General features: G+C 66.7%; 19 protein-coding genes. 7 read left to right on the forward strand and 12 right to left on the reverse strand.

Features of this window, described 5'->3' with window-relative positions:
* Positions 1-115 precede the first annotated feature (115 nt).
* From G3545_RS19715 to G3545_RS19730, 4 genes are all read right to left on the reverse strand, one after another.
* A complete protein-coding gene (locus G3545_RS19715; protein ID WP_170014956.1) occupies positions 116-496 on the reverse strand; it encodes a tautomerase family protein in 381 nt (126 codons plus the stop codon).
* A gap of 22 nt (positions 497-518) precedes the next feature.
* On the reverse strand, positions 519-1,832 hold the full coding sequence (locus tag G3545_RS19720) for an MFS transporter (protein ID WP_170014957.1): 1,314 nt from the start codon (positions 1,830-1,832) through the stop codon (positions 519-521).
* Between the two features lie 76 nt (positions 1,833-1,908).
* Complete coding sequence (locus G3545_RS19725) at positions 1,909-2,301, reverse strand: MarR family transcriptional regulator (protein WP_170014958.1); 393 nt, start codon at positions 2,299-2,301, stop codon at positions 1,909-1,911.
* Positions 2,302-2,355: 54 nt separating this feature from the next.
* On the reverse strand, positions 2,356-3,120 hold the full coding sequence (locus G3545_RS19730; protein WP_246702487.1) for a sulfite exporter TauE/SafE family protein: 765 nt from the start codon (positions 3,118-3,120) through the stop codon (positions 2,356-2,358).
* A 257-nt stretch (positions 3,121-3,377) separates the two neighbouring features.
* Here G3545_RS19730 and G3545_RS19735 point away from each other — a divergent pair, with 257 nt between their 5' ends.
* From G3545_RS19735 to G3545_RS19755, 5 genes are all read left to right on the forward strand, one after another.
* Complete coding sequence (locus G3545_RS19735; RefSeq protein ID WP_170014959.1) at positions 3,378-4,628, forward strand: Hsp70 family protein; 1,251 nt, start codon at positions 3,378-3,380, stop codon at positions 4,626-4,628.
* 432 nt (positions 4,629-5,060) lie between these two features.
* On the forward strand, positions 5,061-6,032 hold the full coding sequence (locus G3545_RS19740; protein ID WP_170014960.1) for a tripartite tricarboxylate transporter substrate binding protein: 972 nt from the start codon (positions 5,061-5,063) through the stop codon (positions 6,030-6,032).
* A gap of 7 nt (positions 6,033-6,039) precedes the next feature.
* Positions 6,040-6,636 carry a tripartite tricarboxylate transporter TctB family protein gene (locus tag G3545_RS19745; RefSeq protein WP_170014961.1) on the forward strand — a complete coding sequence of 199 codons (597 nt, stop codon included), beginning with the start codon at positions 6,040-6,042 and terminating at the stop codon, positions 6,634-6,636.
* Positions 6,637-6,640: 4 nt separating this feature from the next.
* Complete coding sequence (locus G3545_RS19750) at positions 6,641-8,158, forward strand: tripartite tricarboxylate transporter permease (RefSeq protein ID WP_206151287.1); 1,518 nt, start codon at positions 6,641-6,643, stop codon at positions 8,156-8,158.
* Positions 8,159-8,221: 63 nt separating this feature from the next.
* Positions 8,222-9,394: a mandelate racemase/muconate lactonizing enzyme family protein gene (locus G3545_RS19755; protein WP_170014962.1), complete on the forward strand. Its 1,173-nt coding sequence runs from the start codon at positions 8,222-8,224 to the stop codon at positions 9,392-9,394.
* Positions 9,395-9,613: 219 nt separating this feature from the next.
* Here G3545_RS19755 and G3545_RS19760 read toward each other — a convergent pair whose 3' ends face one another.
* The 6 genes from G3545_RS19760 to G3545_RS19785 all read right to left on the reverse strand — a co-directional run bounded on the left by G3545_RS19760 (position 9,614) and on the right by G3545_RS19785 (position 15,466).
* Positions 9,614-11,287 (reverse strand): sulfatase-like hydrolase/transferase, encoded by a 1,674-nt coding sequence (locus tag G3545_RS19760; protein WP_170014963.1) that lies wholly within the window; start codon positions 11,285-11,287, stop codon positions 9,614-9,616.
* Positions 11,284-11,637 carry a diacylglycerol kinase gene (locus G3545_RS19765; RefSeq protein WP_170014964.1) on the reverse strand — a complete coding sequence of 118 codons (354 nt, stop codon included), beginning with the start codon at positions 11,635-11,637 and terminating at the stop codon, positions 11,284-11,286. The genes G3545_RS19760 and G3545_RS19765 overlap by 4 nt, the downstream gene beginning before the upstream one ends.
* 123 nt (positions 11,638-11,760) lie before the next feature.
* Entirely contained in the window at positions 11,761-12,063 is a 303-nt protein-coding gene (locus tag G3545_RS19770; protein WP_170014965.1) for a hypothetical protein, read from the reverse strand.
* A 183-nt stretch (positions 12,064-12,246) separates the two neighbouring features.
* Positions 12,247-13,002 (reverse strand): ABC transporter ATP-binding protein, encoded by a 756-nt coding sequence (locus tag G3545_RS19775; RefSeq protein ID WP_170014966.1) that lies wholly within the window; start codon positions 13,000-13,002, stop codon positions 12,247-12,249.
* Positions 12,995-14,146: a hypothetical protein gene (locus tag G3545_RS19780; RefSeq protein ID WP_170014967.1), complete on the reverse strand. Its 1,152-nt coding sequence runs from the start codon at positions 14,144-14,146 to the stop codon at positions 12,995-12,997. The genes G3545_RS19775 and G3545_RS19780 overlap by 8 nt, the downstream gene beginning before the upstream one ends.
* A 120-nt stretch (positions 14,147-14,266) precedes the next feature.
* Positions 14,267-15,466, reverse strand: a complete 1,200-nt coding sequence (locus tag G3545_RS19785) for an MFS transporter (protein WP_170014968.1) — start codon at positions 15,464-15,466, stop codon at positions 14,267-14,269.
* Positions 15,467-15,542: 76 nt separating this feature from the next.
* Here G3545_RS19785 and G3545_RS19790 point away from each other — a divergent pair, with 76 nt between their 5' ends.
* Complete coding sequence (locus G3545_RS19790) at positions 15,543-16,565, forward strand: AraC family transcriptional regulator (RefSeq protein WP_170014969.1); 1,023 nt, start codon at positions 15,543-15,545, stop codon at positions 16,563-16,565.
* Between the two features lie 34 nt (positions 16,566-16,599).
* Here G3545_RS19790 and G3545_RS19795 read toward each other — a convergent pair whose 3' ends face one another.
* Positions 16,600-19,437 carry an autotransporter outer membrane beta-barrel domain-containing protein gene (locus G3545_RS19795; protein WP_246702488.1) on the reverse strand — a complete coding sequence of 946 codons (2,838 nt, stop codon included), beginning with the start codon at positions 19,435-19,437 and terminating at the stop codon, positions 16,600-16,602.
* 352 nt (positions 19,438-19,789) lie between these two features.
* On the opposite strand from G3545_RS19795, the gene G3545_RS19800 reads away from it, so the two are divergent.
* Positions 19,790-20,020, forward strand: coding sequence for a cysteine rich repeat-containing protein (locus tag G3545_RS19800; protein ID WP_170014970.1), 231 nt, complete (start codon positions 19,790-19,792; stop codon positions 20,018-20,020).
* Positions 20,021-20,137: 117 nt separating this feature from the next.
* Here G3545_RS19800 and G3545_RS19805 read toward each other — a convergent pair whose 3' ends face one another.
* Positions 20,138-21,454 carry a multidrug effflux MFS transporter gene (locus tag G3545_RS19805; RefSeq protein ID WP_170014971.1) on the reverse strand — a complete coding sequence of 439 codons (1,317 nt, stop codon included), beginning with the start codon at positions 21,452-21,454 and terminating at the stop codon, positions 20,138-20,140.
* Between the last annotated feature and the right edge of the window lie 306 nt (positions 21,455-21,760).

Raw genomic sequence — 21,760 nt, forward strand, 5'->3', positions numbered from 1 at the left:
GCTCGGCCGCAGGCCGAGCCTCGAAGGATGCTCGTCGGCGACGGCCGTTGCACGGCTTCAGCATCCTTCGAGGCTCGCTGCGCTCGCACCTCAGGATGACGTGGCTCATTACCCCTCACGCATATTGCGCGATGCCGTTGCCGAACGACCAGTTCTCCTTCTTCACCTCGACGAGGTTGATGAAGACGTCCTCGCGGCGCAGGCCGACCCGCTCGTGCAGGCCGTCGGCGAGAGCCTTGTAGAAGGCCTGCTTCATCTCGACGGTGCGTCCCTCGTTCAGCGTGAGCTGGACGATCAGCGCCTCCGCGCTGCGCTCAATGCCGAGATAGGACGGGTCGATGATGAGTTCGTCGGGCGTGCGCCGGGAGACGATCTGGAAGCGGTCGTCCTTCGGCGCGTTCAGCGTCGCGATCATCGCCTCATAGACGACATCGGCGACGGCCCGGCCATACTCAGTGGAGGCGGTGGCGGGCAGGTCGATACGGGCGAGCGGCATCGGATGCTCCTCCTTTTCAACGTCACGCGGCTGCGGGTGTCGGGTTGGCGCGGCGGCCCAGCGTCATCACCAGCAGCGCCGCGAACAGGCAAAAGGTACCGGCAACATAGAGCGCCGGCAGATAGGTGGCGAACTCGGTGCGGGTGGCGCCGGCGCCGAACGCCGCCGTCGCCGCGCCGAGCTGATGGCCGGCGAAGATCCAGCCGAAGGTGAGGCTGGCGCGCTCGCGGCCGAAGCGCTCGGCGGCGAGCTTGACGGTCGGTGGCACCGTCGCCACCCAGTCGAGCCCGTAGAACACCGCGAAGATCGACAGCGCGTAGAAATTGAAGTCCGAGAACGGCAGATAGATCAGCGACAGGCCGCGCAGGCTGTAGAACATGAAGAGCAGCCAGCGATTGTCGTAGCGGTCGGACAGCCAGCCGGAGGCGATGGTGCCGGCGAAGTCGAACACGCCGATCACCGCGAGCATGCTGGCGGCGCCGACCGGCGGCACGCCGAAATCGCCGCACAACGAGATCCAGTGGGTCTGGATCAGGCCGTTGGTGCTGAGCCCGCAGACGTAGAAGGTGAGGAACAGCACCCAGAACGTATGGGTGCCGGCCGCTTCGCGCAGCGCGACCAGAGGCGACATCAGCAGCGTGCCGAGGCCGTGCTGCTGCGCCGGGGGCGGCAACAGCGAAGTGTCGCCATAGGCGGGCAGGCCGACATCGCTCGGATAGTTGCGCATCAGCAGCGTGACCAGCGCCAGCGCCAGCATCAGCACCGCCAGCACGAAGATGAGCGCGGCGCGCCAGCCCAGCGTGGTGGAAAGGCTCGCCAGCAAGGGCAGGAAGATCAATTGGCCGGTGGCGTTGCTGGCGGTGAGCATGCCGACGACGAGGCCGCGGCGGGCCGAGAACCAGCGCGTCGCGACCGTGGCGCCGAGCACCAGCGCCGTGGTCCCGGTGCCGAGCCCGACAATGACGCCCCAGAGCAGCACCAGCTGCCAGACCTCGCGCATGAGAAGCGAGCCGAGCAGGCCGGCGGAGATCATGATGAGCGCCGCAGTGACCACCTTGCGGACGCCGAAGCGGTTCATGAAGGCGGCGGCGAATGGGCCCATCAGTCCGTACAGCACGAGGCGCACCGCCAGGGCCGAGGAGATGTCGGCATTGCTCCAGCCGAACTCCTGCTGGAGCGGGCCGATCATGACGCCGGCGGAGCCCATCGCGCCTGCGGTGGCCAGCATGGTGAGGAAGGTGGTGGCAATGACGGCCCAGCCATAATGGATGTTGCGCGCCCGCAGGTTCGCGGCGAGGCGATTGGAGAAGGAGATCGGGCGTGCGGCAGCGTCCATGCGGCTTGGTCCTTCTGGCGGCGACCCGTGTCGTCCGACCTGATCTACGGGTATATACCCTTGGGTAAGCGAAAAATTACAGCGCGTGGAGCAGGGATTTCAGTTGCTGGGAATTGCCGCCGAGCGCGGCCTCGATCGAGGCCTGGGTCTGTTCCCACGGGCCGGCGCCATCGCGGAGCAGCGCTTCGCCGCGCTCGGTGAGCACCAGCGCAGCTTCGCGCTGGTCACGGCTCGGCACGGTGGTCACCAAGCCCATGCGTTCCAGCAGCTTGGTGTTGCGCCCGACCGTGGAGCGGTCGAGTTCGCACAGCTTGCCGAGTTCGGTCAGCGAGATCGGCGCGTTGCGCGCGATGCGACGCAACAGGCTGAACTGCGCGATATTGATGCCGAGCGGCGCCAGCGCCTCGTCATAGAGGCCGGTGACTTTCCGCGCCGCGGTCCGCAGCAAGGTGCAATAGCAATCGCTCATGGTGCGTGTATATACCCGCATATCTTCGCGGTGCAAGTGGCGCGAACCGGAAAGCTACGGAAACATCGCCGCCCAGATGAAGGAGGCGCCGCTGAACAGCACCAGCAATTCGACCAGCACGGTGTGCGCGGTCAGGTTGATGCGCTGGAGCAGCCAGCGCGCCGCATAGGCGCCGGGGATCATGCACAGGCCGATGAGCAGGCCGCCGACCACCAGTTCGCTATCGAGCAGCGAGAAGGCGCCGAACAGTATGACCTTGGCGATGTTGACGCAGACGCCGATCGCCGCGTCGGTGCCGACCAGCCCGCCGCCCTTCAGGCCGATGCCGAGCAAAAGCGGCAGCACCACCACGCCGCCGCCCGGCATGGCGCCGGAGATGAGGCCGAAGGCCAGCGAGCCGCCGATGATCGCCCGCGGCGTCGGGGTGATGCGGTGGCGCGCGAGGTAGCGGCGCAACGGGATCGAGGCGATGAGGAACAGGCCGAGCGCGAGGCCGAGCGCGGCGCGCGGCAGCAGGTCGTTGAGAAAGGCGCCGAGCACCACGCCCGGCATGGCGGGAACCAGGATCTGGAATATCGGGCGCGCCTGGATCTCGTGGCGATAGACCCAGATGCGCGACAGGTTGCCGAAGGTCATGGCCACCGCCATCACCGGCACCACGCCCTTGATGCCGACGATCGGCACCAGGAACGGCGTGACCAGGAGGCCGGCGCCGAAGCTGCTGAGGCCGCCGACGACCGCCCCGAGAAACGCGATCACGCCGAGAAAGACGAACTGCCACATTCCGATCAGCGGCAGTCCGGCGGATACCAGATCCATGCGAGCCAATTCCATTGATGGCACGGCGAGCCCCGCGCCAAGGCGGGTCGTCGCGCACGGCATTCATCCCGCCAAATGCCGATCGAGGAGCCTTATGCCGGTCGCGCGTGCCGGCGTCCACAACGCACTGAGCCGGCTTTTGTCCATCACGACAACAGCACGACATGAACGGCACCGCATAAGTCGTCGGACTTGTGCGATTGCGGCCACATTGCTGTTGCAAACGCCGCGGCCCCGTTCTTGCTGAGAGCCTTGCCATGATTGCCTGCGGCCTCGATTTCGGAACCTCCAACACCACGCTCGGCGTCGCGACGCCGGCCGGGCCGCGGCTGGCCGCGCTCGAAGGCGACAAGGTGACGGTGCCGAGCGCGGTGTTCTATGGCCGCGACGGCGCCGCCTCGATCGGCCGGGCGGCGATGGGGCGCTATGTCGACGGCTATGACGGGCGGCTGATGCGCTCGTTGAAATCGGTGCTCGGCAGTCCGCTGATGGAGGAGAAGACACAGATCGGGCGCGCCGCCATCGGCTTTCGCGACGTGATCGGCGATTTCCTCGCCAAGGTGAAGAAGCGCTCGGAAGCCGAGACCGGGCGCCCGCTGGAAGCGGTGGTGCTCGGCCGGCCGGTGTTCTTCGTCGATGATGACGAGCGCGCCAATGCCCGCGCCGAGGAAGTGCTGCGCGAAGTGGCGCACAAGATCGGCTTTGCCGAAGTGTCGTGCCAGTTCGAGCCGATCGCCGCGGCGTTCGATTATGAGCAACAGGTGAGGCGCGAGGAGATCGCGCTGATCGCCGATATCGGTGGCGGCACCTCGGACTTCTCGATCGTGCGCCTCAGCCCGGAGCGTCACAACAAGGAGGACCGCGCCGGCGACATCCTCGCCAATGACGGCGTGCGCATCGGCGGCACCGATTTCGACCGGCTGCTCAGCCTCGGCGAACTGATGCCGCTGCTCGGCTATCGCTCACCGATGAAGCGCGCCGGCCGCGACGTGCCGAGCGGCTATTTCCATGAGCTTGCCAACTGGTCGAGCATCAACCGGCTCTATAATGCGCGCACGCTGCGCGAATTGCAGGAAGTGCGGCGCGAGGCGGCCAGGCCCGCTCTGGTCGAGCGGCTGATCCGGGTGGTGAGCGAGCAGCGCGGCCACACGCTGGCGATGCAAGCCGAAGAGGCAAAGATCGCGCTCTCCAGCACCGGAGAAACCGTGGTCGACCTCACCTGGCTGGAGCCGCAGCTGGAGGTCCACATCGATGGTCCCGCTTTGGTGCGCCACACCAGCGAGCTCGCCCGGCGCATCGCAGCCCGGGTCGAGATCTGCCTGAAGCAGGCTGGGCTCGGCATCAAGGACATCGACGCCGTGTTCATGACCGGCGGCTCGACGCGGCTGCCGCATGTGCACAGCGCCATCGTCGCCGCCGCGCCGGGCGCGCGCGTGGTGGACGGCGACACCTTCGGCTCGGTCGGCACCGGCCTCGCCATCGAGGCCGGGCGTCGCTACGGCCACTGAATTAACCCCCCGACCTCCGCAGCGTTTCCCCTTGCGAGCATCGTCGTTAATCCATTAGACAGCGTTGTCTTGACGAGATAACGTTGTCTGGAGACTTCTCTGTTGGGGAAGGCTCGGCGTCCGTGGGCAGGCATTCGTTGGATCGTGAAGTTGTCCGTGCGCGTCGTCCGCGTCCGTTGACGCCGTACGCACAGGATCCAACGGAAATCCGGAATCGGCGAAAGCCGAACGTGCGACTGTATAGTAGTGTTGAGCCCGGGGGCGGACGCCGTTGCTGGGTAACGTTCGCTTTTACCATGCAATGACGTAATTCTACTTCTGTTTGTTCTGAAGAAGACTGTTGCATTCATCCCAGAACCTGCGAAACTGAATTCATAATGCAGATAAGGCGCACAAGCGCCGCTTGCAGTTTCCTTTGGGAGGAAAACGAAAATGGCTTCGTTCCGAAACGCCGTGCGCGTTGCGGCTTGCGCCGGTGCGCTCACCCTTGTCACCCTCGCGGCCGCCTCGGCCGAGGACGCCTTCAAGCCGAAGGGCGCCGTCTCGATGGTGGTGCCGTTCGCCGCCGGCGGCGGCAGCGATCTGATGGGCCGCGCCATGGCCGCTGGCATCTCGGCGGTGCGCGAAGGCGTGCATGTCTCGGTGGAGAACCGGCCGGGCGGCAATGGCGTGCTCGGCTATAATTATCTCAAGCAGCGCGCCAGCGACCCGCAGACCCTGCTGGCCTCCGAGACCGCCGCGGTGGCCCTGCCGTTGCTGATCGACCCGCCGCCGTTCCAGTGGACCGATTTCACTCCGATCGCGCAGATCGCCGGCGATTCCCAATTGCTCGTGGTCGCGGAAGCCGCGCCCTACAAGACCCTTGCCGACCTCGTGGCGGACGCCAAGAAGCGCAAGCTCAAGGTCGGCCTCACCTCGACCACCTCGAGCGATGCCATCGTCTCCGGCCTGTTCGCGCGCAGCCAGGGCGTGACCTTCCAGCCGGTAGTGCTGGAATCCGGCTCGAACTCGGTGGCGCGGCTGCTCAATGGCGACATCGACTTCACCATCCTCAATCCCAGCGAGACCATCGGCCAGATGAAGGCGAAGATGCTGCGCCCGCTCGCCGCCTTCTCCGACCAGCGCTATGACGCGGCCTCTCCGCTCGCGGAAATCCCGACCGCCAAGGAACAGGGTGTCGACGTCTCGTTCGCGCAGTATCGCGCGCTGTTCGCCGCCGGCGGCCTCACCAAGGCACAGGCCGACTATTGGGCGGATGCCATCGAGGATTGGACCAAGACGCAGTCCTACAAGGACTATGTCTCGAAGAACAATCTGTTCGCGCAATTCCGGCGCGGCGACGACTTCAACGCCTATCTGAAGAAGACGCAGGCGACGCTCGAACAGGTCCTCAAGACGAAGTGAGGGCACCATGTCGAGTTCATCGTCGACTTCATCGTCCACAACTTCGCTCGGCCGCCTGCTCACCGGCGAGTTCGTCTGCGCTGCCGGCCTGCTTGCCGTCGGTGTCTTCGTCCTAGCCTATGGCTACCGCTACCCCATTATCGCCGATGGGGTGGTGGGGCCGGGGCTGATGCCGACCATCACCGGCATCATACTCACGGTGATCGCGGCCTATCTGACGTGGCGCGAAGTTCGGGCTTGGCAAGAGGTGCAGGCGATCCGGACCGCGACGGCGGCCGCAGGCGAACCGGCGGGCGCGGAGACCGACGGCGTCCTCTCGCTCAGCGACTTCAGCGAGGATGAGGGCGAGGCCGCCGGCAAGCCGGTCACGGTCGCAGGCATCCTCGGCATGCTGGTGTTGGCCGTGCTGCTGGCGCCGGTGTTCGGGCTGATCCCGATGCTTGGCGTGCTGGTCTTCGTCTGCGTCGCCGTATTCGAGCGCGAGGGGCTGCTCACCGCGGCGCTGATGGCCGCCGGCAGCATGTTGCTGAGCTGGCTACTCTTCGTCCAGCTGTTCGAAGTGCCGATGCCCACGGGCAGCGCCTGGCAAGCACTGGGATGGTGAGCCAATGAACACGATGATGGACATCCTTGGCGGGTTTTCATCGGCGCTGACGCCGCTGAACCTGCTCTATTGCACCATCGGCGTCACGCTCGGCACCATCATCGGGCTGCTGCCGGGCCTTGGCTCGTCTACCGGCGTGGCCTTGCTCCTGCCGCTGACGCTCGGCCTCAGCCCGCTCACCGCGATGATCCTGCTCGCCGGCATCTATTACGGCGCGCAATATGGCGGGACCATCTCCTCCGTGCTGGTCGCCACCCCAGGCGAAGCGAGCTCGGTGGCGACCGTATTCGACGGCTACAAGATGGCGCGGGCCGGGCGCGGCGGCGCGGCGCTCGCCATCGCGGCGATCGCCTCGTTCCTCGCCGGCACCATCAGCATCATCTTCCTCATGGTGCTGCTGGTGCCACTGGCCGAAGTGGCGCTGAAGTTCGGCCCGCCCGAAACCTTCGCGCTGATGCTGTTCGGCATCATAAGCGTGGTCGGCCTGTCCGGTGCCAATGTCGCCAAGGGCTTCGCCATGGCGGCGGCCGGGCTCGTCATCTCCACCGTCGGCATCGACGCCATGACCGGGACGGCGCGCTTCACCTTCGGCATCGCGCCGCTGCTCGACGGCATCGATTTCCTCTATGTCGTCATCGGCCTGTTCGCCATCAATGAGGTGCTGAAAGCCGTCGGCACCGGCCAGCCCGAGCCGATCCGCGCCCGCTTCCGCGACATGGTGCTGACGCGGGAGGATCTGCGCCGCTCCTGGATGCCGATCCTGCGCGGCGGGCTGATCGGCTTCTTCATGGGCCTGATGCCAGGCTCCGGCGCCACGCTCTCCTCCTTCTTCGCCTATGATGTCGAGCGCCGCATGGCGGCCAAGCGCGGCCTCAAGCTCGGCACCGGCCAGATCGAGGGCGTCGCCGGACCGGAAGCCGCCAACAACTCCTCGGTCAATGGCTCCTTCATCCCGACGTTGGCGCTCGGCATTCCGGGCTCGGCGACCACGGCGATCCTGCTCGGCGGCTTCCTCTTGTTCGGCATCCAGCCCGGTCCGCTGCTGATCAAGGAACAGCCGAACCTGGTGTGGGGCCTGATCGCCTCCTTCTATGTCGGCAACGTCCTGCTGCTGATCCTGAACCTGCCGCTGGCACCGCTGTTCGCCTCGCTGCTGCGGTTCCGCTACTGCTTCCTCTATCCCGGCATCCTCGTCGTCAGCGTGCTCGGCGCCTATTCGCTGCAGGCCGAACTGTTCGGCGTCTGGGTGGTGATCCTCTCCGCCGCCCTCGGGCTCGGCCTCACCTCGTTCGGCTATCCCGCTGCGCCCTTCATCCTGGCGTTGGTGCTCGGCAATCCGCTGGAGAAGTCGCTGGTGCAGTCCTCGGCCATGGGCGAGGGCAGCCTCAGCGTCCTCGTCACCAGGCCGATCGCGCTGACCCTGCTGCTCTTCACCCTGGTGAGCCTCATCGCTCCGCCGCTGCTGGCGCGTCGCGGCCGCGCGCGGCGTCTCGCGCAAGCGGCACAGGCGGACGCCCATTAGCAACGATCACCACCCCATCGTCACCAACCGGAATGCGGCCATGGACGGGCCAAAGGAGACACCATGAAGATCACCGCCATCGAGACCTATCTCGTATCCTCGCCGCTCGATGTGGTGTGGCAGACCGGCATCGGCACCGGAACGCGGCGCGACGAACTCCTCGTCGTGGTGCGCACCGATGAAGGCGTGCACGGCGTCGGCTCGTCCTATCACGCGCATGCGCCGCTGGCGGTGAAGGCGATCATCGACGAGAAGCTGGCGCCGATGGCGCTCGGCGAAGACGCCCTCGACATCCAGGGCGTCTGGGAGAAGCTTTATTACGGCTCGGTCTATCTCGGCTCCTCGGCGGTGTGCGCCGTCTCCGGCATCGACATCGCGCTGTGGGACATCCTCGGCAAGGTCTCCGGCCAGCCGATCGCCCGGCTACTCGGCGGCGGCGGCGTCGACAAGGTGGTGGCCTATATTGGCTGCATGGTGCTCGGCCACAAGCCGCTCGAGGATCTGCTCGCCGAGGTGAAGAGCTATCTCGACCAGGGCTACAGGGCGATCAAGGTGCGCGGCGGCGCAGGTGTCGAGCGCGACGTCGAGGTGGTGAAGGCCGCCCGCAAGCTCGCCGGGCCGAACGTCGACATCATGATCGACATGAATGCCGCCTATAGCTGGGCCGAGGCGGTGCGCGTCGCGCGCGGGCTTGGCGAGGCCGGGTGCTTCTGGATGGAAGACCCGTTCGACTTCACCGTCGCCAACCATCACGACGATGTCGGCCGCCTCACCCGGCTGGCTCTGGTGCCGATCGCCTCGGGCGGCAATGTCTATTCCCGTTACGACGTCCGCAATCTGTTCGAGCGTGGCGGCGTCGACTACATCACGCCGGACGCCGTGAAGTGCGGCGGCATCTCGGAAGCGGTGAAGGTGGCGCACTTCGCCAGCGCCCATAACACCATCGTGGCGCCGCACACCCTCAACGGTCTCGGCCAGGTGGCGAACGTGCATTTCGCCGCCGCCATCCCGGCCCATGTGCGCGGCCATGTCGAATGGGATCCCTCGCCGCACAATCCGCTGCGCGACGCGCTGCTCACCAATCCGATCAAGGTGGTGGACGGCTTCCTCAAGGTGCCGACCGGCCCCGGCCTCGGCACCGACATCAATTGGGACGTGCTGAAGAGCCTGCCGTTCTCGACCGGCGAGGAGATCGCCGGCCACGGCAAGCGCCGCTCGCGACGCTGGAATGCCTAGAGCACTCCGGAACTCCTGAGCGTACCGATCCTACGGGCGCTTACTTCCGGCCCGGACGCTTCCCCTCCTGTTGCGCGTCCGGGCCGGGCATTTTTTCTATATGGCGGCGCCCTCATCCCCGGGCTTGACCCGGGGATCCAGCCCACCCGCATGCGCCCGGTCGAAGTCTGGATCCCCGGGTCAAGCCCGGGGATGAGGGCCTGAGAGGACGGTTCGCGCCTATTTCCCGCTCTCGAGATAGTTCTTCGTCAGATCGAGCGGGTGCCAGCGGGTGTCGTTGCCGAACAGGCCGAAAATGTCGCCGGTGGTGAAGGCCGGTTGCTCGCGGTCGGGCGAGAACATGCTCTCTTTGTAACGCGTGGCAATGTCGACCGGCCGGTAGCCCATCAGCTCGTAGAGCGTCGGCGCGATGGCGAAGTGGGTGGCATGGCCGACGCTGGCCTCGGCGCCCTCGGTGAAGCGCTGCTTCAGGGCGGCGTCGGGGGTGATGGCGAACAGCGGCACCAGGCCCTCGCGTGGATCGGGATCCTCGACCGTGCAATGCGAGAGATGGCCGGGATTGAATTGCTGGCCGTGATCCGAGGTGTAGATGATCACGGTGTCCTTCAGGTCGTTCTCGGCGAACAGCCGCTTGAAGATGCGGTCGACGGTCCAGGAAACCGCATTGCGGAACGAATTGATGCGCCCTTCCGAGGTATCCCCCTCGGTCTCGCTCATGGTCGGGTGGAACTTCGCCTTGTCGGTGGGATAGGCATTGTCATAGGGGAAGTGCGCGCCGTTCTTGTTGGCGTAGATGAAGACCGGGCCGTCGCCCTTCAGCTCGGTGTCGATGATGTCCAGCAGCCGGTCGTCGAGATCGGGAGCGGTGACGTCTTCGGGCAGCGGGCGGAAGCTGTCGATCGACTTCGCCTCCTCCGTCGTCATGAAGTTCTGCATCTTGCCGGGGTTGCGGTTGAAGGCCGCCTGGCCGTCAATATAGACGGTGCGGTAGCCGGCCTTCTTGGCGTATTGCCAGATGGTCGGCAGGCTCAGCATGTCCCGCCCGATCTCGGAGCGCGCCGGGCCGAAGCGCAGGATCGAATTGGAATAGTGGCTGCAATTGCCGCCCGAGGCGGCATGGCCGAAATCGACGATCTGCGGCTTGAGGCGGGCGAGCTCGGGCGTGTAGGGATTGTCCGGGGTCCAGTCGATATAGTCGCCGCGCACGCTCTCATCGACCAGGTAGACGATCTTCTTCACCTTGGGTCCGATCGGCTCCCAGGCCACGTCCTTGCGGTCGGGCAGCGGATTGGCGGCGAGCGCGCCGCCGGCGACACCGGCGACCGCAAGCGGCTGGAACTGCACCGGCAGGCCCTCCGAGCCGCCGCCTTCCTTCACCACGATGATCGCGGCCATGGCGAGGATCGGCACCAGCGGCATCAGCGCCAGAGCGCCTCGCCAGCGGCGCCGGGCAAGTGCCGGGATCCGCGGCGTCAGCATCAGCACGAGAAAGCCGCCGAGGAGGGCGAGGGCGAACCAGTAGATGTCCCGCTGGTAGAAATCCGCGGCGCGCCCAGCCTCATGGCGGGCGTTCCACAGCGAGATCACGTCGAAGACGGTAAACTCATTGCCGCTCGCCATGTGGAAGGCGAAGCCGACCGCCGCGGTCAGCGCGATCAGCGCCGCCCAGATGCTGCGGATCAGCAGCGACGGCTGGAACGCGACCGCCAGCAGAGCGAGGGCGGACAATCCCCAGACGCCGACATAGCCGACAATGGTGCCGAGCCGGCCCTGTTCGACCAGCAGCGCGATGCGCTGGGTGAAGCCGCTATTGGTGAGCAGCACGAAGGCGGCGATGGCGCAGACCGACAGCAGGATCGGCAGCGGCCGGAATCGCGGGGCCGGGGTGCTCACAGCAGGCCCGCCCGTACCAGCAGGGCGACGAGCCATATCAGGCCGGCGGCGCAGAGCGTGGCGAACACCGCGGCGGAGCCCATGTCCTTGACGATGCCGATCTGCGCGTTCCACTCGGGCGTGATGTGGTCGGCGAGCTTTTCGACCGCGGTATTGAGCAATTCGACCGCCATCACCACGAACAGCGCGGTGACCATGGCGACATACCACCCGGCGCTGGGAGCGATGAACACGCCGACCGGCAGGGCGATCGCCAGCAGGATGATCTCTTCGCGGAACGCGGCTTCGCTCTTCGCGGCAAAGCTGAGACCGCGGAGCGTATTTGCCGTCGCGTGGTAGAGACGACGCATGGGTGCCTCCGAGTATTTCGAGAGGCAGCCATACGACTCAGAATTTAATCACATCTTACATCATTCACAGACAAACGGCCCTATCGGCGGCATTTGTGACAATCAGGTGAAGGTCACCATGCGTCACGCCTCGGTCTGATCGCCATATTCCAGCTGCTCGAGGGTGAAGCCCGGCTCGATGTCCGTCAGCTGCCGGGTGAGCTCGTCGACCCGGCGCCGGAGGCTGTCGATCAGGGCGCCGCGCAACTGCTCATACTCCACCTCGACATCGGAATGCGCGGTGCGCAGGCCATAGCCGGGCCGCAGGATCAAGGGCTGCGACGTCGGGGATTTCTGCACCAGGAATTCCAGCGGATGGGTCGCATCCTGTTCGAGCAGGTCGAGGTGCCGGCGCGCCCGCTGCAGTTCGATTCGCATGTCCGTCATTGCTTCCCCCTCGGCTGGTCGACCGTGCGCCACCGCATTGAGTGTGAATGTAGGGCACTCGTACGGGAATCCGAGACGCGGCATGTCGACCCGGATCGATGTGCGGTCCTGGCGCGGCCATGGAATCAATGAGCTGGAGCAATTCCTCTTCGATCAGATGATTCCATCTGATCGGGAAATGCTCTAGCCGACCGCCTCGGGGCGGGCGGAGCGGGCGCGCAATATGAGCATGACCCGGGCCTCGAACTGTCCGGGCGCGCTCGACGAATCGGCGAGGTCGTCCGCATCCCAGCTCTCGACGATCCGGCCGTCGGCCAGCAGGACCGCACGGGTGCAGAGCGTCGGGACGGATTCCACGATGTGGGTCGAGACGATGATCGCGTGGCGGCCGGTCGCGGCGAGATCGGCGATCATGCGCTTGACCTCCCAGGCGGCGACCGGATCGAGGCCGTTCAGCGATTCATCGAAGATCAGCAGCGGCGGCGAACCGATGAGCGCCGCCGCGATGGAGATCTTGGCGCGGGTGCCGAGCGAGTATTCCGCGATCGGCCGATGAAGCCAGGCTGCAAGATCCAGCCGCGCCGGGATATCGGAAAACGGCCAGTCCGTCGGCTGGCAGCCGCGGATCGAGGCGACGAGGTCGAGATACTGCCGGCCGGACAGAGCGGCCGGCAGGTCGTCGCCATCGATCGCGAGGCCGAACGCCGCCTTGGCGCGCTCCGGCGCCTTGGCGAGATCGATGTGGTTGATCTCGACACTGCCGGTGCGCGGAATCTGCCCGGTGATGGCACGCAGCAAGGTGGACTTTCCCGAGCCGTTGGCGCCGAGCAGGCCAAGGATCTCGCCGCGGCGCAGCTCCAGGTCGATGTCGGCGACAATGCGCCGCCCGCCATAGCCGGCGCTCATTGCGCGGATCGCGAGCACCCTGCCGCTATCCATGGCGGAACCTCAGGCGCGCACGGTGCCACAGCCACAGTATGAGCAGGACAAAGCCGATCAGGATGGTCCGGCCATACTCGACGGATTCATAGAAGCTGTAGCCGAGCGCGGCGATGAAGCTGAAGGCGGCGAGGAAGGGCGTCTTCATGAAATGGGCGGCGAAGGCGGCATAAGCGAGATTGAGCACGAGGAGCCAGAAGCCGCCGGCGACCGGCAGCGCCCATGCGGCAGGCTCCGCAGCCAATGCCGCGCTCGCGGGCAGCACGAAGACCGCGGCCGACAGCAGCAGCGGCAAGCGCATCAGGCGCAGCCAGGCCCGGGTGAAGCCGATGGGCGCGGTACGCAGCACCGGCGAGCCGAGCGGGTGATAGCGCAGCGTCAGCATGAAGACGATGAAGCCGATCACCAGGGCAGCCAGAGCGGCGGGCGCGGCCTGGCGCTGGGCGAGGCTCGCCCCGGCTGCGAGCAGGACACTGAGCGTGAAGATGATGATGGCGGCGATCAGCTGGCCGCTGCGCCGGATATCGCCGGCGGGTATCTTCCAGGCCCAGATGCCGATCCAGGCGGGCCTGGCGCGATCGATCGAGCCGAGCCGTAGCGATCGGCGGGTACCGCCGTCCCGCCTTTGCGGGTGGTCTTGGCCGGCGCTGCGCAGGACGCGCCAGGTCGCGGCGGCAAAGAGGCCGGCGGCGAAGAGAGCCGCGCTGCCGATCGCCCATTTGAGCGGATCGGGCTTTTCGATCAGCATGCAGGCGAGGAACACGGTGCCGCCGAGCATCGCTGCCAACGGGATGCCGAATGTCGCGGCGGCGACCGCCGCCATGACGCGGCGCTTGGCGATCGAGAGCGGCAATGCCTTCAGGAAGGGTGCAAAGGCGCGGTCGCGCGCCAGCCGGCCGATCGCAAGGCCGGCCAGTACACCGACCGCCAGCATCACGGTCGGCAGGCCACTGCCCCAAAGCCAGGGCAATTGACGCAGCGTGTCGGCCGAGCCGCGCAGCGCGACGACGGCATCGGCGATGCCGTAGGCCAGCAGCACGGCGCCGCCGAGACCGATCGAGATGAGCTGATACCGCGTCATCGAGCGCACGCCCACGCTCAGCTCATGGGCGAGCAGCTTCAGGACCAGAGTGCTATGCCGCATCGCGCCTCAACTGCACCGGCCCATGTGATTCGCCATCCGCCGATGCTTCGCCGCCAAAGGGGCGAAAATGTGCGAGATCTCGCCGGAACGGCGCGGTCAGTCCGCTCCGGCGGGACACTTTCAGGCGAGCGCCGGGCGGCGGCTGCGCGCGGCAAGGGCGACGAGGCACGCCAGCCCAGCCGCAACCGCGCAATAGCCGATCGGGCCACGCGGGCCGAAGCCGTCGACCAGGAAGCCGCCGAGCACCGCGCCCGAGGCGATGGCGATCTGGAATGCCGTCAGCAGCAATCCGCCCGCGCTCTCGGCATGGTCCGGCGCGGCGCGGGTGATCCAGGTCTGCACGCCCACCGGCAGTGCGCCGAAGGCGAAACCCCACAGTGCGGTGGCGGTGCCGGAAAGCCCCATCGAGACGCCGAGCAGCACCAGCACCAGCGCCGAGGCGGCGATCAACCCCGAGGCGAAGACGACCGCGGTGCGCTCGCTGCGCTCGGCCAGGAAGCCGCCGACCAGATTGCCGAAGAAGCCGCCAATGCCATAGGCGAGCAGCGCCAGCGAAATCATGTCCACACCCATGCGCGGCACCTGCTCCAGGAACGGGCGGACATAGGTGAAGGCGGCGAAGTGCGCGGAGACCACGAGCGCGATGATGATGAGCACGCTCTGCACCCGCGGCCGCCTGAGCACCAGCAGGAAGGTGCTGAACGTCGCCTTGTCCGCCGGCGGCAGGCGCGGCACCGTGATGAGCTGCGCGGCGAACGCGACCACGGCTACCACATCGGCGACGATGAAGGCGACGCGCCAGCCCCAGCGATCGCCGATCCAGGCGCCGACCGGAGCGGCGCAGACGGTGGCCAGCGAAACGCCGGTGAAGATGATGGCCATGGCCCGCGGCATCAAAGCATAGGGCACCAGCCTCATGGCGAGCGCGGCCGACATCGCCCAGAAGCCGCCGAGGCTGATGCCGAGCAGGATGCGGGAGAACAGCAGGATCGGCAGGTTTGACGCCAGCGCGGCCAGCGCGTTGGAGACGATGAGCAGCGCCGTCAGGCCCCACAATATGAGGCGCCGGTCGTATTGCGAGGTGCCGACGACGATCGCCGGCCCGGCGATGGCGCCGACGACGGCGGTGGCGGTGACCGCCTGGCCGGCAAGGCCGTTGCTGATGCCGAGGTCGGTCGCCATCGGCGTCAGGATGGAGGCGGGCAGGAACTCGGCGGTGACAAGGGCGAAGACGCCCAATGAGAGCGAGACGACGGCCGGCCAGGCGGCAGGCGCCGTCTCTGCGGCGGCGTCCGCAGACGCCGCGGTGGAGTCGGACATGGAGAACCTCAGGGGGTTGTTTCGGAGCGGAAGATTAGGGCTGATCGCCTGGCGCTTACATGCTAGAAAGTGGCCAATGCTTGATCGATCGTCCAAATCTCGCGCTGCAAAATCGGATGCGCCCAAGGCGGGTGTCGTGCCCGCTGCCCCCGCGTGCCCGACCGACCCGCTCACCGAAATGCTGCGCGGGCTGCGGCTCGACGGCGTCGATTATAGCCGCTTCCGCATGGCCGAGCCCTGGGCGCTGTCCTTCCCGGAGCAGCAGGCGGCGCGCCTGCATTTCGTCTCCAATCGGGGGTGCTGGTTGCGCTGCGGCGAGGGCGACTGGCTCGAGCTCAAGGCGGGCGACGCTGTCCTCCTGCCGCGCGGCGCCGCGCATGTGCTGGCCAGCACGCCCGGCGTGCCGCCGGTGGTCGCCGGCACCTGCAAGCGTTCGCCGATCTGCGAGAATGTCTTCTCGGTGGATGGCGGCGGCGGCGGTGCGAGCGAGGTCACGGGACACCCAACGGGTCAGGTCTGCCTGCTGTTCTGCGGCTCGCTGCATTTCAACATCGATGCCCTGCATCCACTGGCGCAGCTGATGCCGGAGGTGATGCGGGCGTGCGACCTCGAACAGCATGAGCCGGCTATCCCGCATCTCATCCAGGCCATGGCGCGGGAGACCGAGCTCGATCGCGTCGGCGCCGCGGGCATCCTCGCCCGGCTTGCCGACGTGCTGGCGGCGAGCCTCATCCGCTCCTGGGTGGAGCATGGCTGCGGCGATGCCACCGGCTGGCTGGCGGCGGTCCGCGAGCCGGATGTCGGCCGGGTGCTGGCCGCGATCCATCTGAATCCGGAGCACGATTGGAGCGTCGCGGCGCTGGCCAAGGTGATGGGCGCATCGCGCTCCGGCTTCGCCAAGCGCTTCGCCGACATCGTCGGGGAGACTCCGGCGCGCTACATGTTGCGGGTGCGCATGCACCAGGCCCGGCTGTGGCTGCAGCGCGACCGCATGCGGGTGTCGCTCGCCGCCGAGCGGCTCGGCTACGAATCGGAGGCCGCCTTCAGCCGCGCCTTCAAGCGCGTCCTCGGCGCCCCCCCGAGCCATTACCGACGGTAGGTCGGGTAAGGGGTGACTGTAACTCCCTGCTGCTTCAGAAGCGCCAGATCAGGTTCGCCTGAATCGCGTTGACGGTCGCGCTGTCGGCGAACTGGCCCAGATAGGACAGGCCGAGGCTCGTCGCCGCGTTGAGCCGCCAGTCAGCGCCGGCTTCGACGAGCGCGGTGTTCTCCGCCAGCGGTACGCCGCCGACCGTGAAGTTGGTCCCCGGCAGGTCGATGAAGGCGAACTGCGCGGTCGGCGTGGTGTCGCCGAATGCGTGCTGCCAGGCAAGCGAGACGTGGGGTTCCAGCACGGTGCTGCCGCTCAGCTCCATCTTGGCGGCCGCCCGCAGGCCGAGCGAGCTGTAGCCGACGCCGGAGGAGGACGACGATGTCGTCAGGCCGGCATCCGAGCCGCTTTCGGTGAAGCCGTCTGTGTGCAGGTTCACCCAGGCAAGGCCGGCATAGGGCTCCAGCGCCACCGACTGGAACATGAATCCGTAGCCGACTTCGGCGAACACTTGCGCGGTGCCGCCGTCATAGTCCGCGCTCGCCCGCTCCGAGTAGCCGGGATAGGCGATGGTCCGGTCGGCATCGATCTGGTTGAACGCATAGCTGGCGCCGAGGCGCAGGTTCCACGGGCCGGAGCTGGTGCCGGCGTAGAGTGCCAGCAGCAGGCTGTTGGCCTCGGACGAACTCGCCACGGCGTCGACATCGGCATTCGACTGGGAATAGCCGAGCGCGGCGCCGAGCAGCCAATTGTCGACGCGGACATCGGTGCCGGCCACGACACCGCCGATCGTCTCGCTGACGCGCGACGCGTTGCCGTCGCCGTCGAGGTTGGTCCAGCCGCCGAAGGCCTGCGCCCACACCGTGCCGGCGAAGGCTGGCGGCGCCGCCGCCGCCGGAGCCTTGGTCGCAAAAGCGAGGGCGTTGATGCCGGCCGGCTGCGGAGTGCCCGGGGCGTAGGCGAGGGCGGGGCCGCCAAAAGCGAGCGCTGCGGTGTCGCTGCCACTGCCCTGGTATGAGCCCTGGCGCATGCGGCTGAGCAAGGCCTGCCGGGCATAGAGGCTGTCGCCGATCAGCACGGAGCGCTCGCTGGCATAGGCCTCGCCCGACAATGCGGTGAGGGCGCCGGGCAGTTGGCCGGCGCTGAGGTCGTAGAGCGGGGCCAGCGAGTCCGGCAGGCTCGTCAGCATGTCGTTCGTCGTGGTGTTGATGAAGCCGTCGATCGCGCCGCCGACCGCACGCTGGTTCGGCGTGATGTTCGGCAAGCCGGCGAGATCGGCGGCGAGGTTCAGCGTGACCGTGGTCGGGGTGTAATCGAGGGTCGCATCGAACAGCGCCGGCAGGCCGGTCGTGGTCAGCGTCTGGAACGCGCCGGTGATCTCCTGCGTCGCGCCGACGACCGTATAGCTCGCCGCGAAATCGCGGGTCTGGAAGGAGGCCTGCAGCGTGCCGGCGAGCCGCGCCACGCCCGTCACCGCCAGCGCATCATTGCCGGTGTCGGTCATGCGCACCGCGAAGGTGCCGGCCGAGGTCTGCACGAAGGTGCCCCTGATGAGGTCGGTGATCGGGATGCCGTTGCCGGTAACGCCGATCCAGCCACTGTTCTCGAAGCGCTTGTCGGCTCCTGCCATGGCTGCAATCCGGCCATCGATGATGCCGGTGTTCACGATCTCTGTGCCGTAGCTGTCGGCACCGGTGCGCAGGGCGTCGGCTTCTCCCGGGGCCCTCAAGGTGCCCGAATTCAGCAGCGTACCGTATTCGCCGTGCATCTCCACCGCGGCGCCGACCAGGCCGGTCGCGACGACGGTGCCGGTATTGGTGATCACGCCATAGGTCTCGCCCTTGATGCCGACGCTGCCGGCGCCGGTCATCAGGATCGTCGAGTTGTTGATGACGTCGTCGCCGCCCGGATTGGTCGCGATCCCGGTGGCGCCATCGGTGGAGTTGACGATCGGCGTGTTGTTGCGGATCGGGTTGTACATGCCCGCCGGCATGGTGGCGACGTAGCCATGGGTCGTGGTGCCGTCCAGATAGATGCCGACGACGTGGTCGCCATAGGCGGAATTGGAGGACACGACATTGCCGGGGATGTCGATCTCGTACCAGGTCTTGTTGCCGTCGGCGTCGACGTACAGAACGCCCGGATGGACCACGCCGTCCGCCGTCACCCAGTTGACGACGAGGTTATACTCGCCCGCTCGACCCGCTCCGGTGATGCCTTCGAAATGCGTGGCGATCACGCCCGGGCCAGGATGGTCGTAGGTGACATAGGTGTCGGTGCTCAGGTCGTAAATATAGCCGTGCTCGACCGATAGCCCGCTGCCAGGATCGATCGCCGCATATCCACCGGCAACCTTGTTGCCATAGATGCCGTAGGCCGTGGTGCTCACGGCGCCGGGAATGTTGTTGGTCGTATAGGTGCCGGTATTGATGTCGTAAATAAAGGCGTTACCGGTCGCGATCTTGGTGTCGTAGTTGCCGACTACCTTGTTGCCGAACGTGCTGTGGGCAATCGTGAACAGGGTCTCGGCGTCCGCACTGCTCGGATAGGCAAGGGTCTTGATGGTCTCGCCCGGAGCTGCGGCACCGTCATAGATGTAGCTGAGATCGTACGGAGCGGAGGCTTCGGTCTGGTAACTGCCGACGACGCGCAAAATGCCGCCGGGGTTGCCGAAGCCCGGGCCATAGGGCGATGAGCCAATGGCGCCGGGGAAGTTCGCCCCGTTCGGGGTAGCGACCGGCATCGGCGACCATGTCTGCGTCTCAAGATTATAATAGAGCCCGCCGGTGTCGCTGGTTCCGGGGATCACATAGTTGCCGACTATGTTGTTGCCGCGAATGCCGGTGAGGAACGTACTCGCCCCTTCATAATCCAGCGTCACGTACTCGGAAATCGTGAGCGGTTCCGCGTGTGCGGTGGAGGCCAAAACGCCGACACCCAGGCCTATGGCAATAAAAGTCCGTCCGCGCGCCAACGGCGCGTCGCGCAATGTCGATCGAATTGTCACGGTTCTGCCCCTGCCCCCGAATCGGGCAAATCAAAGGCTATATGTTGCCGCAAAAATAATCGATGGCGCTTCGCAATATTTCGAGAATCCGGCGGCTTAGTGCGCAAAGTTCGCATTCGATGGCGCCCATGGCATGGATTTTTCACCTTCGTCACCAATGGTATCGGCCAGTCCCGGCACCGCCGAGACGGACAGGCGTCGGTTCCGGCGTAAAGAGGAAGATCCCATGAACAAGTCCATGCTGTTTGCTCTCTCGCTGATCGCGGTGAGCGGTTCCGCTGCAATGGCGCAGAGCACCCCGTTTACCAGCCAGGAGCAGGCCGCTTGCCGCCCGGACGCGATCAAGCTGTGTTCCTCCAATGTTGGCCAGCCTGCGGCGATGAAGGCGTGCCTCGAGCAGAACAAGGCGAACCTGTCGGATGCCTGCCGGCAAGTCGTGGAAGCCCATGGCGGTTGATTGACACCCGTTACTGTGCTGCGGCGGCCTCGCCGCGGCACAGTCGAGGGCAAGCGTCGTGCACCATCGCGGCGCGTGCGCCGTTCCGCCCGGCCTGCAATATGCGTGAAGGGCAGCCTATGCCTTCGCGCTGCCACGGAGGAGCGTGAGAGCGCCGAGCAGGCTGCCAACTCCGGCGAGCGCAATCACCAGGCCCATCGGCCGGGGCGTGCCGTCCGCGAAGGCCCCGACCAGCGCGGAACCGATGATGCCGCTGCCATAGTGGATCGCGCCGATCAGCGCCGATACGGCACCGGCCCGCTTCGGAAAGTCGGCCAGCGCGCCGGCGATCGAGTTGGCGACGATGAAGCCGGTGGCCGAGACGAACAGGAACAGCGGGATCACCAATCCCCAGAGTCCGCCCCAGCCGGCCCAGGCCGCAACCGCCAGGAGCAGGCCGGAGAACGCCGCTGCGGTGCTGCCGTGGACCAGCAGCCGATCGCTGCCGAAGCGCATCACGAGCCGCGCATTGACCGTGTTGGTGATCATGATCCCGACGATGCCGACGGCAAACAGCAGGCCGTAGAGCTGCGCCGGCACATGGTGATAGGTGATGTAGGCGAACGGCGTGCCCGCGATATAGGCGAACATGCCGCCATAGAAGAATCCGCCCGCCGCTGCGTAGCCGAGCAGCCGGCGCTGGCGCAGCAACTCGCCATAGCGCATGAGCGATCGCCCCAGCGACTCCTGGCTGCGTTGTCCGGCCGGCAGCGTCTCCGGCAAGGTGAACAGTGCGGCCAGCGTGGCGAGCCCGAAGCCGACCCGCGTCCAGAAGATCGCGCGCCATCCGGCCAAAGCGAGGATCTGTGCGCCCAGGATCGGCCCGATGAGTGGTGCGATCGCCATCACCGTTATCAGCGTCGACAGCATCTGCGCCGCGCGATTGCCTTCATAGAGGTCACGCACCATGGCGCGCGCCAGCACCACGCTGGCGCAGGCGCCGACCGCCTGCACGATGCGCGCGGCGATCAGCGTCGAGGCGCTGTCCGCCAGCGCGCAGCCGGCCGAGCCGATCACGAACAGGATGAGGCCAACGGCCACCGGCAGGCGACGGCCGTAGCGGTCGCTGATCGGTCCCCATAGCAGCTGCCCGAGGCTGAAGCCGATGAGATAACCCGAAACCGTCAGCTCGACGGTGCCCGTATCCGCGCCGAGCGCCTCACCCATCGCCGGCATGGCAGGCAGATAGAGATCGGTCGAGATCGAGGCGAAGCCCATGAGCGCGCTGAGGATGGCGAGCACCCGCCAGCCGTGACGGGCGGCGTCGCCTCGCGCCGACGCGCTGGAGCCGACCGCGACCGCCGCCTCGGTCGCGTCGCCCGGAAACACGTCGGTGGCAAGCGGGGCGGCCTCGGTCGCAACGACAGCCGCGTCCTCCGGGGTAACGTCGAGCATGCCGTCACGGCTCCTGCGCGGTTGGGCGGAGCGTTACATAGACGGCTGGCGGCACGCTGGTTAGATCATGTAAGCGGCATGCTTTTATATCTCAGGTTCATGAATGTAAGCGAGCGACCGGGTGCATGCGGATGGGCCGGATCCCGGGGGTCAAGCCCGGGGATGAGGGTCAATTGGCATTTTCGGTCAGGCTCTGAAGGTCTCGGACTCGCTTCCTCCAACTATAGGTGGCACGCTTTCTTGCGGATGCGCGGCTCGCGATAGTCCATAGTCATCTCTTGTCGCGTGATTTGCCGGTCACGATGC

The sequence above is a fragment of the Starkeya sp. ORNL1 genome (assembly GCF_012971745.1).
Lineage (GTDB): Bacteria > Pseudomonadota > Alphaproteobacteria > Rhizobiales > Xanthobacteraceae > Ancylobacter.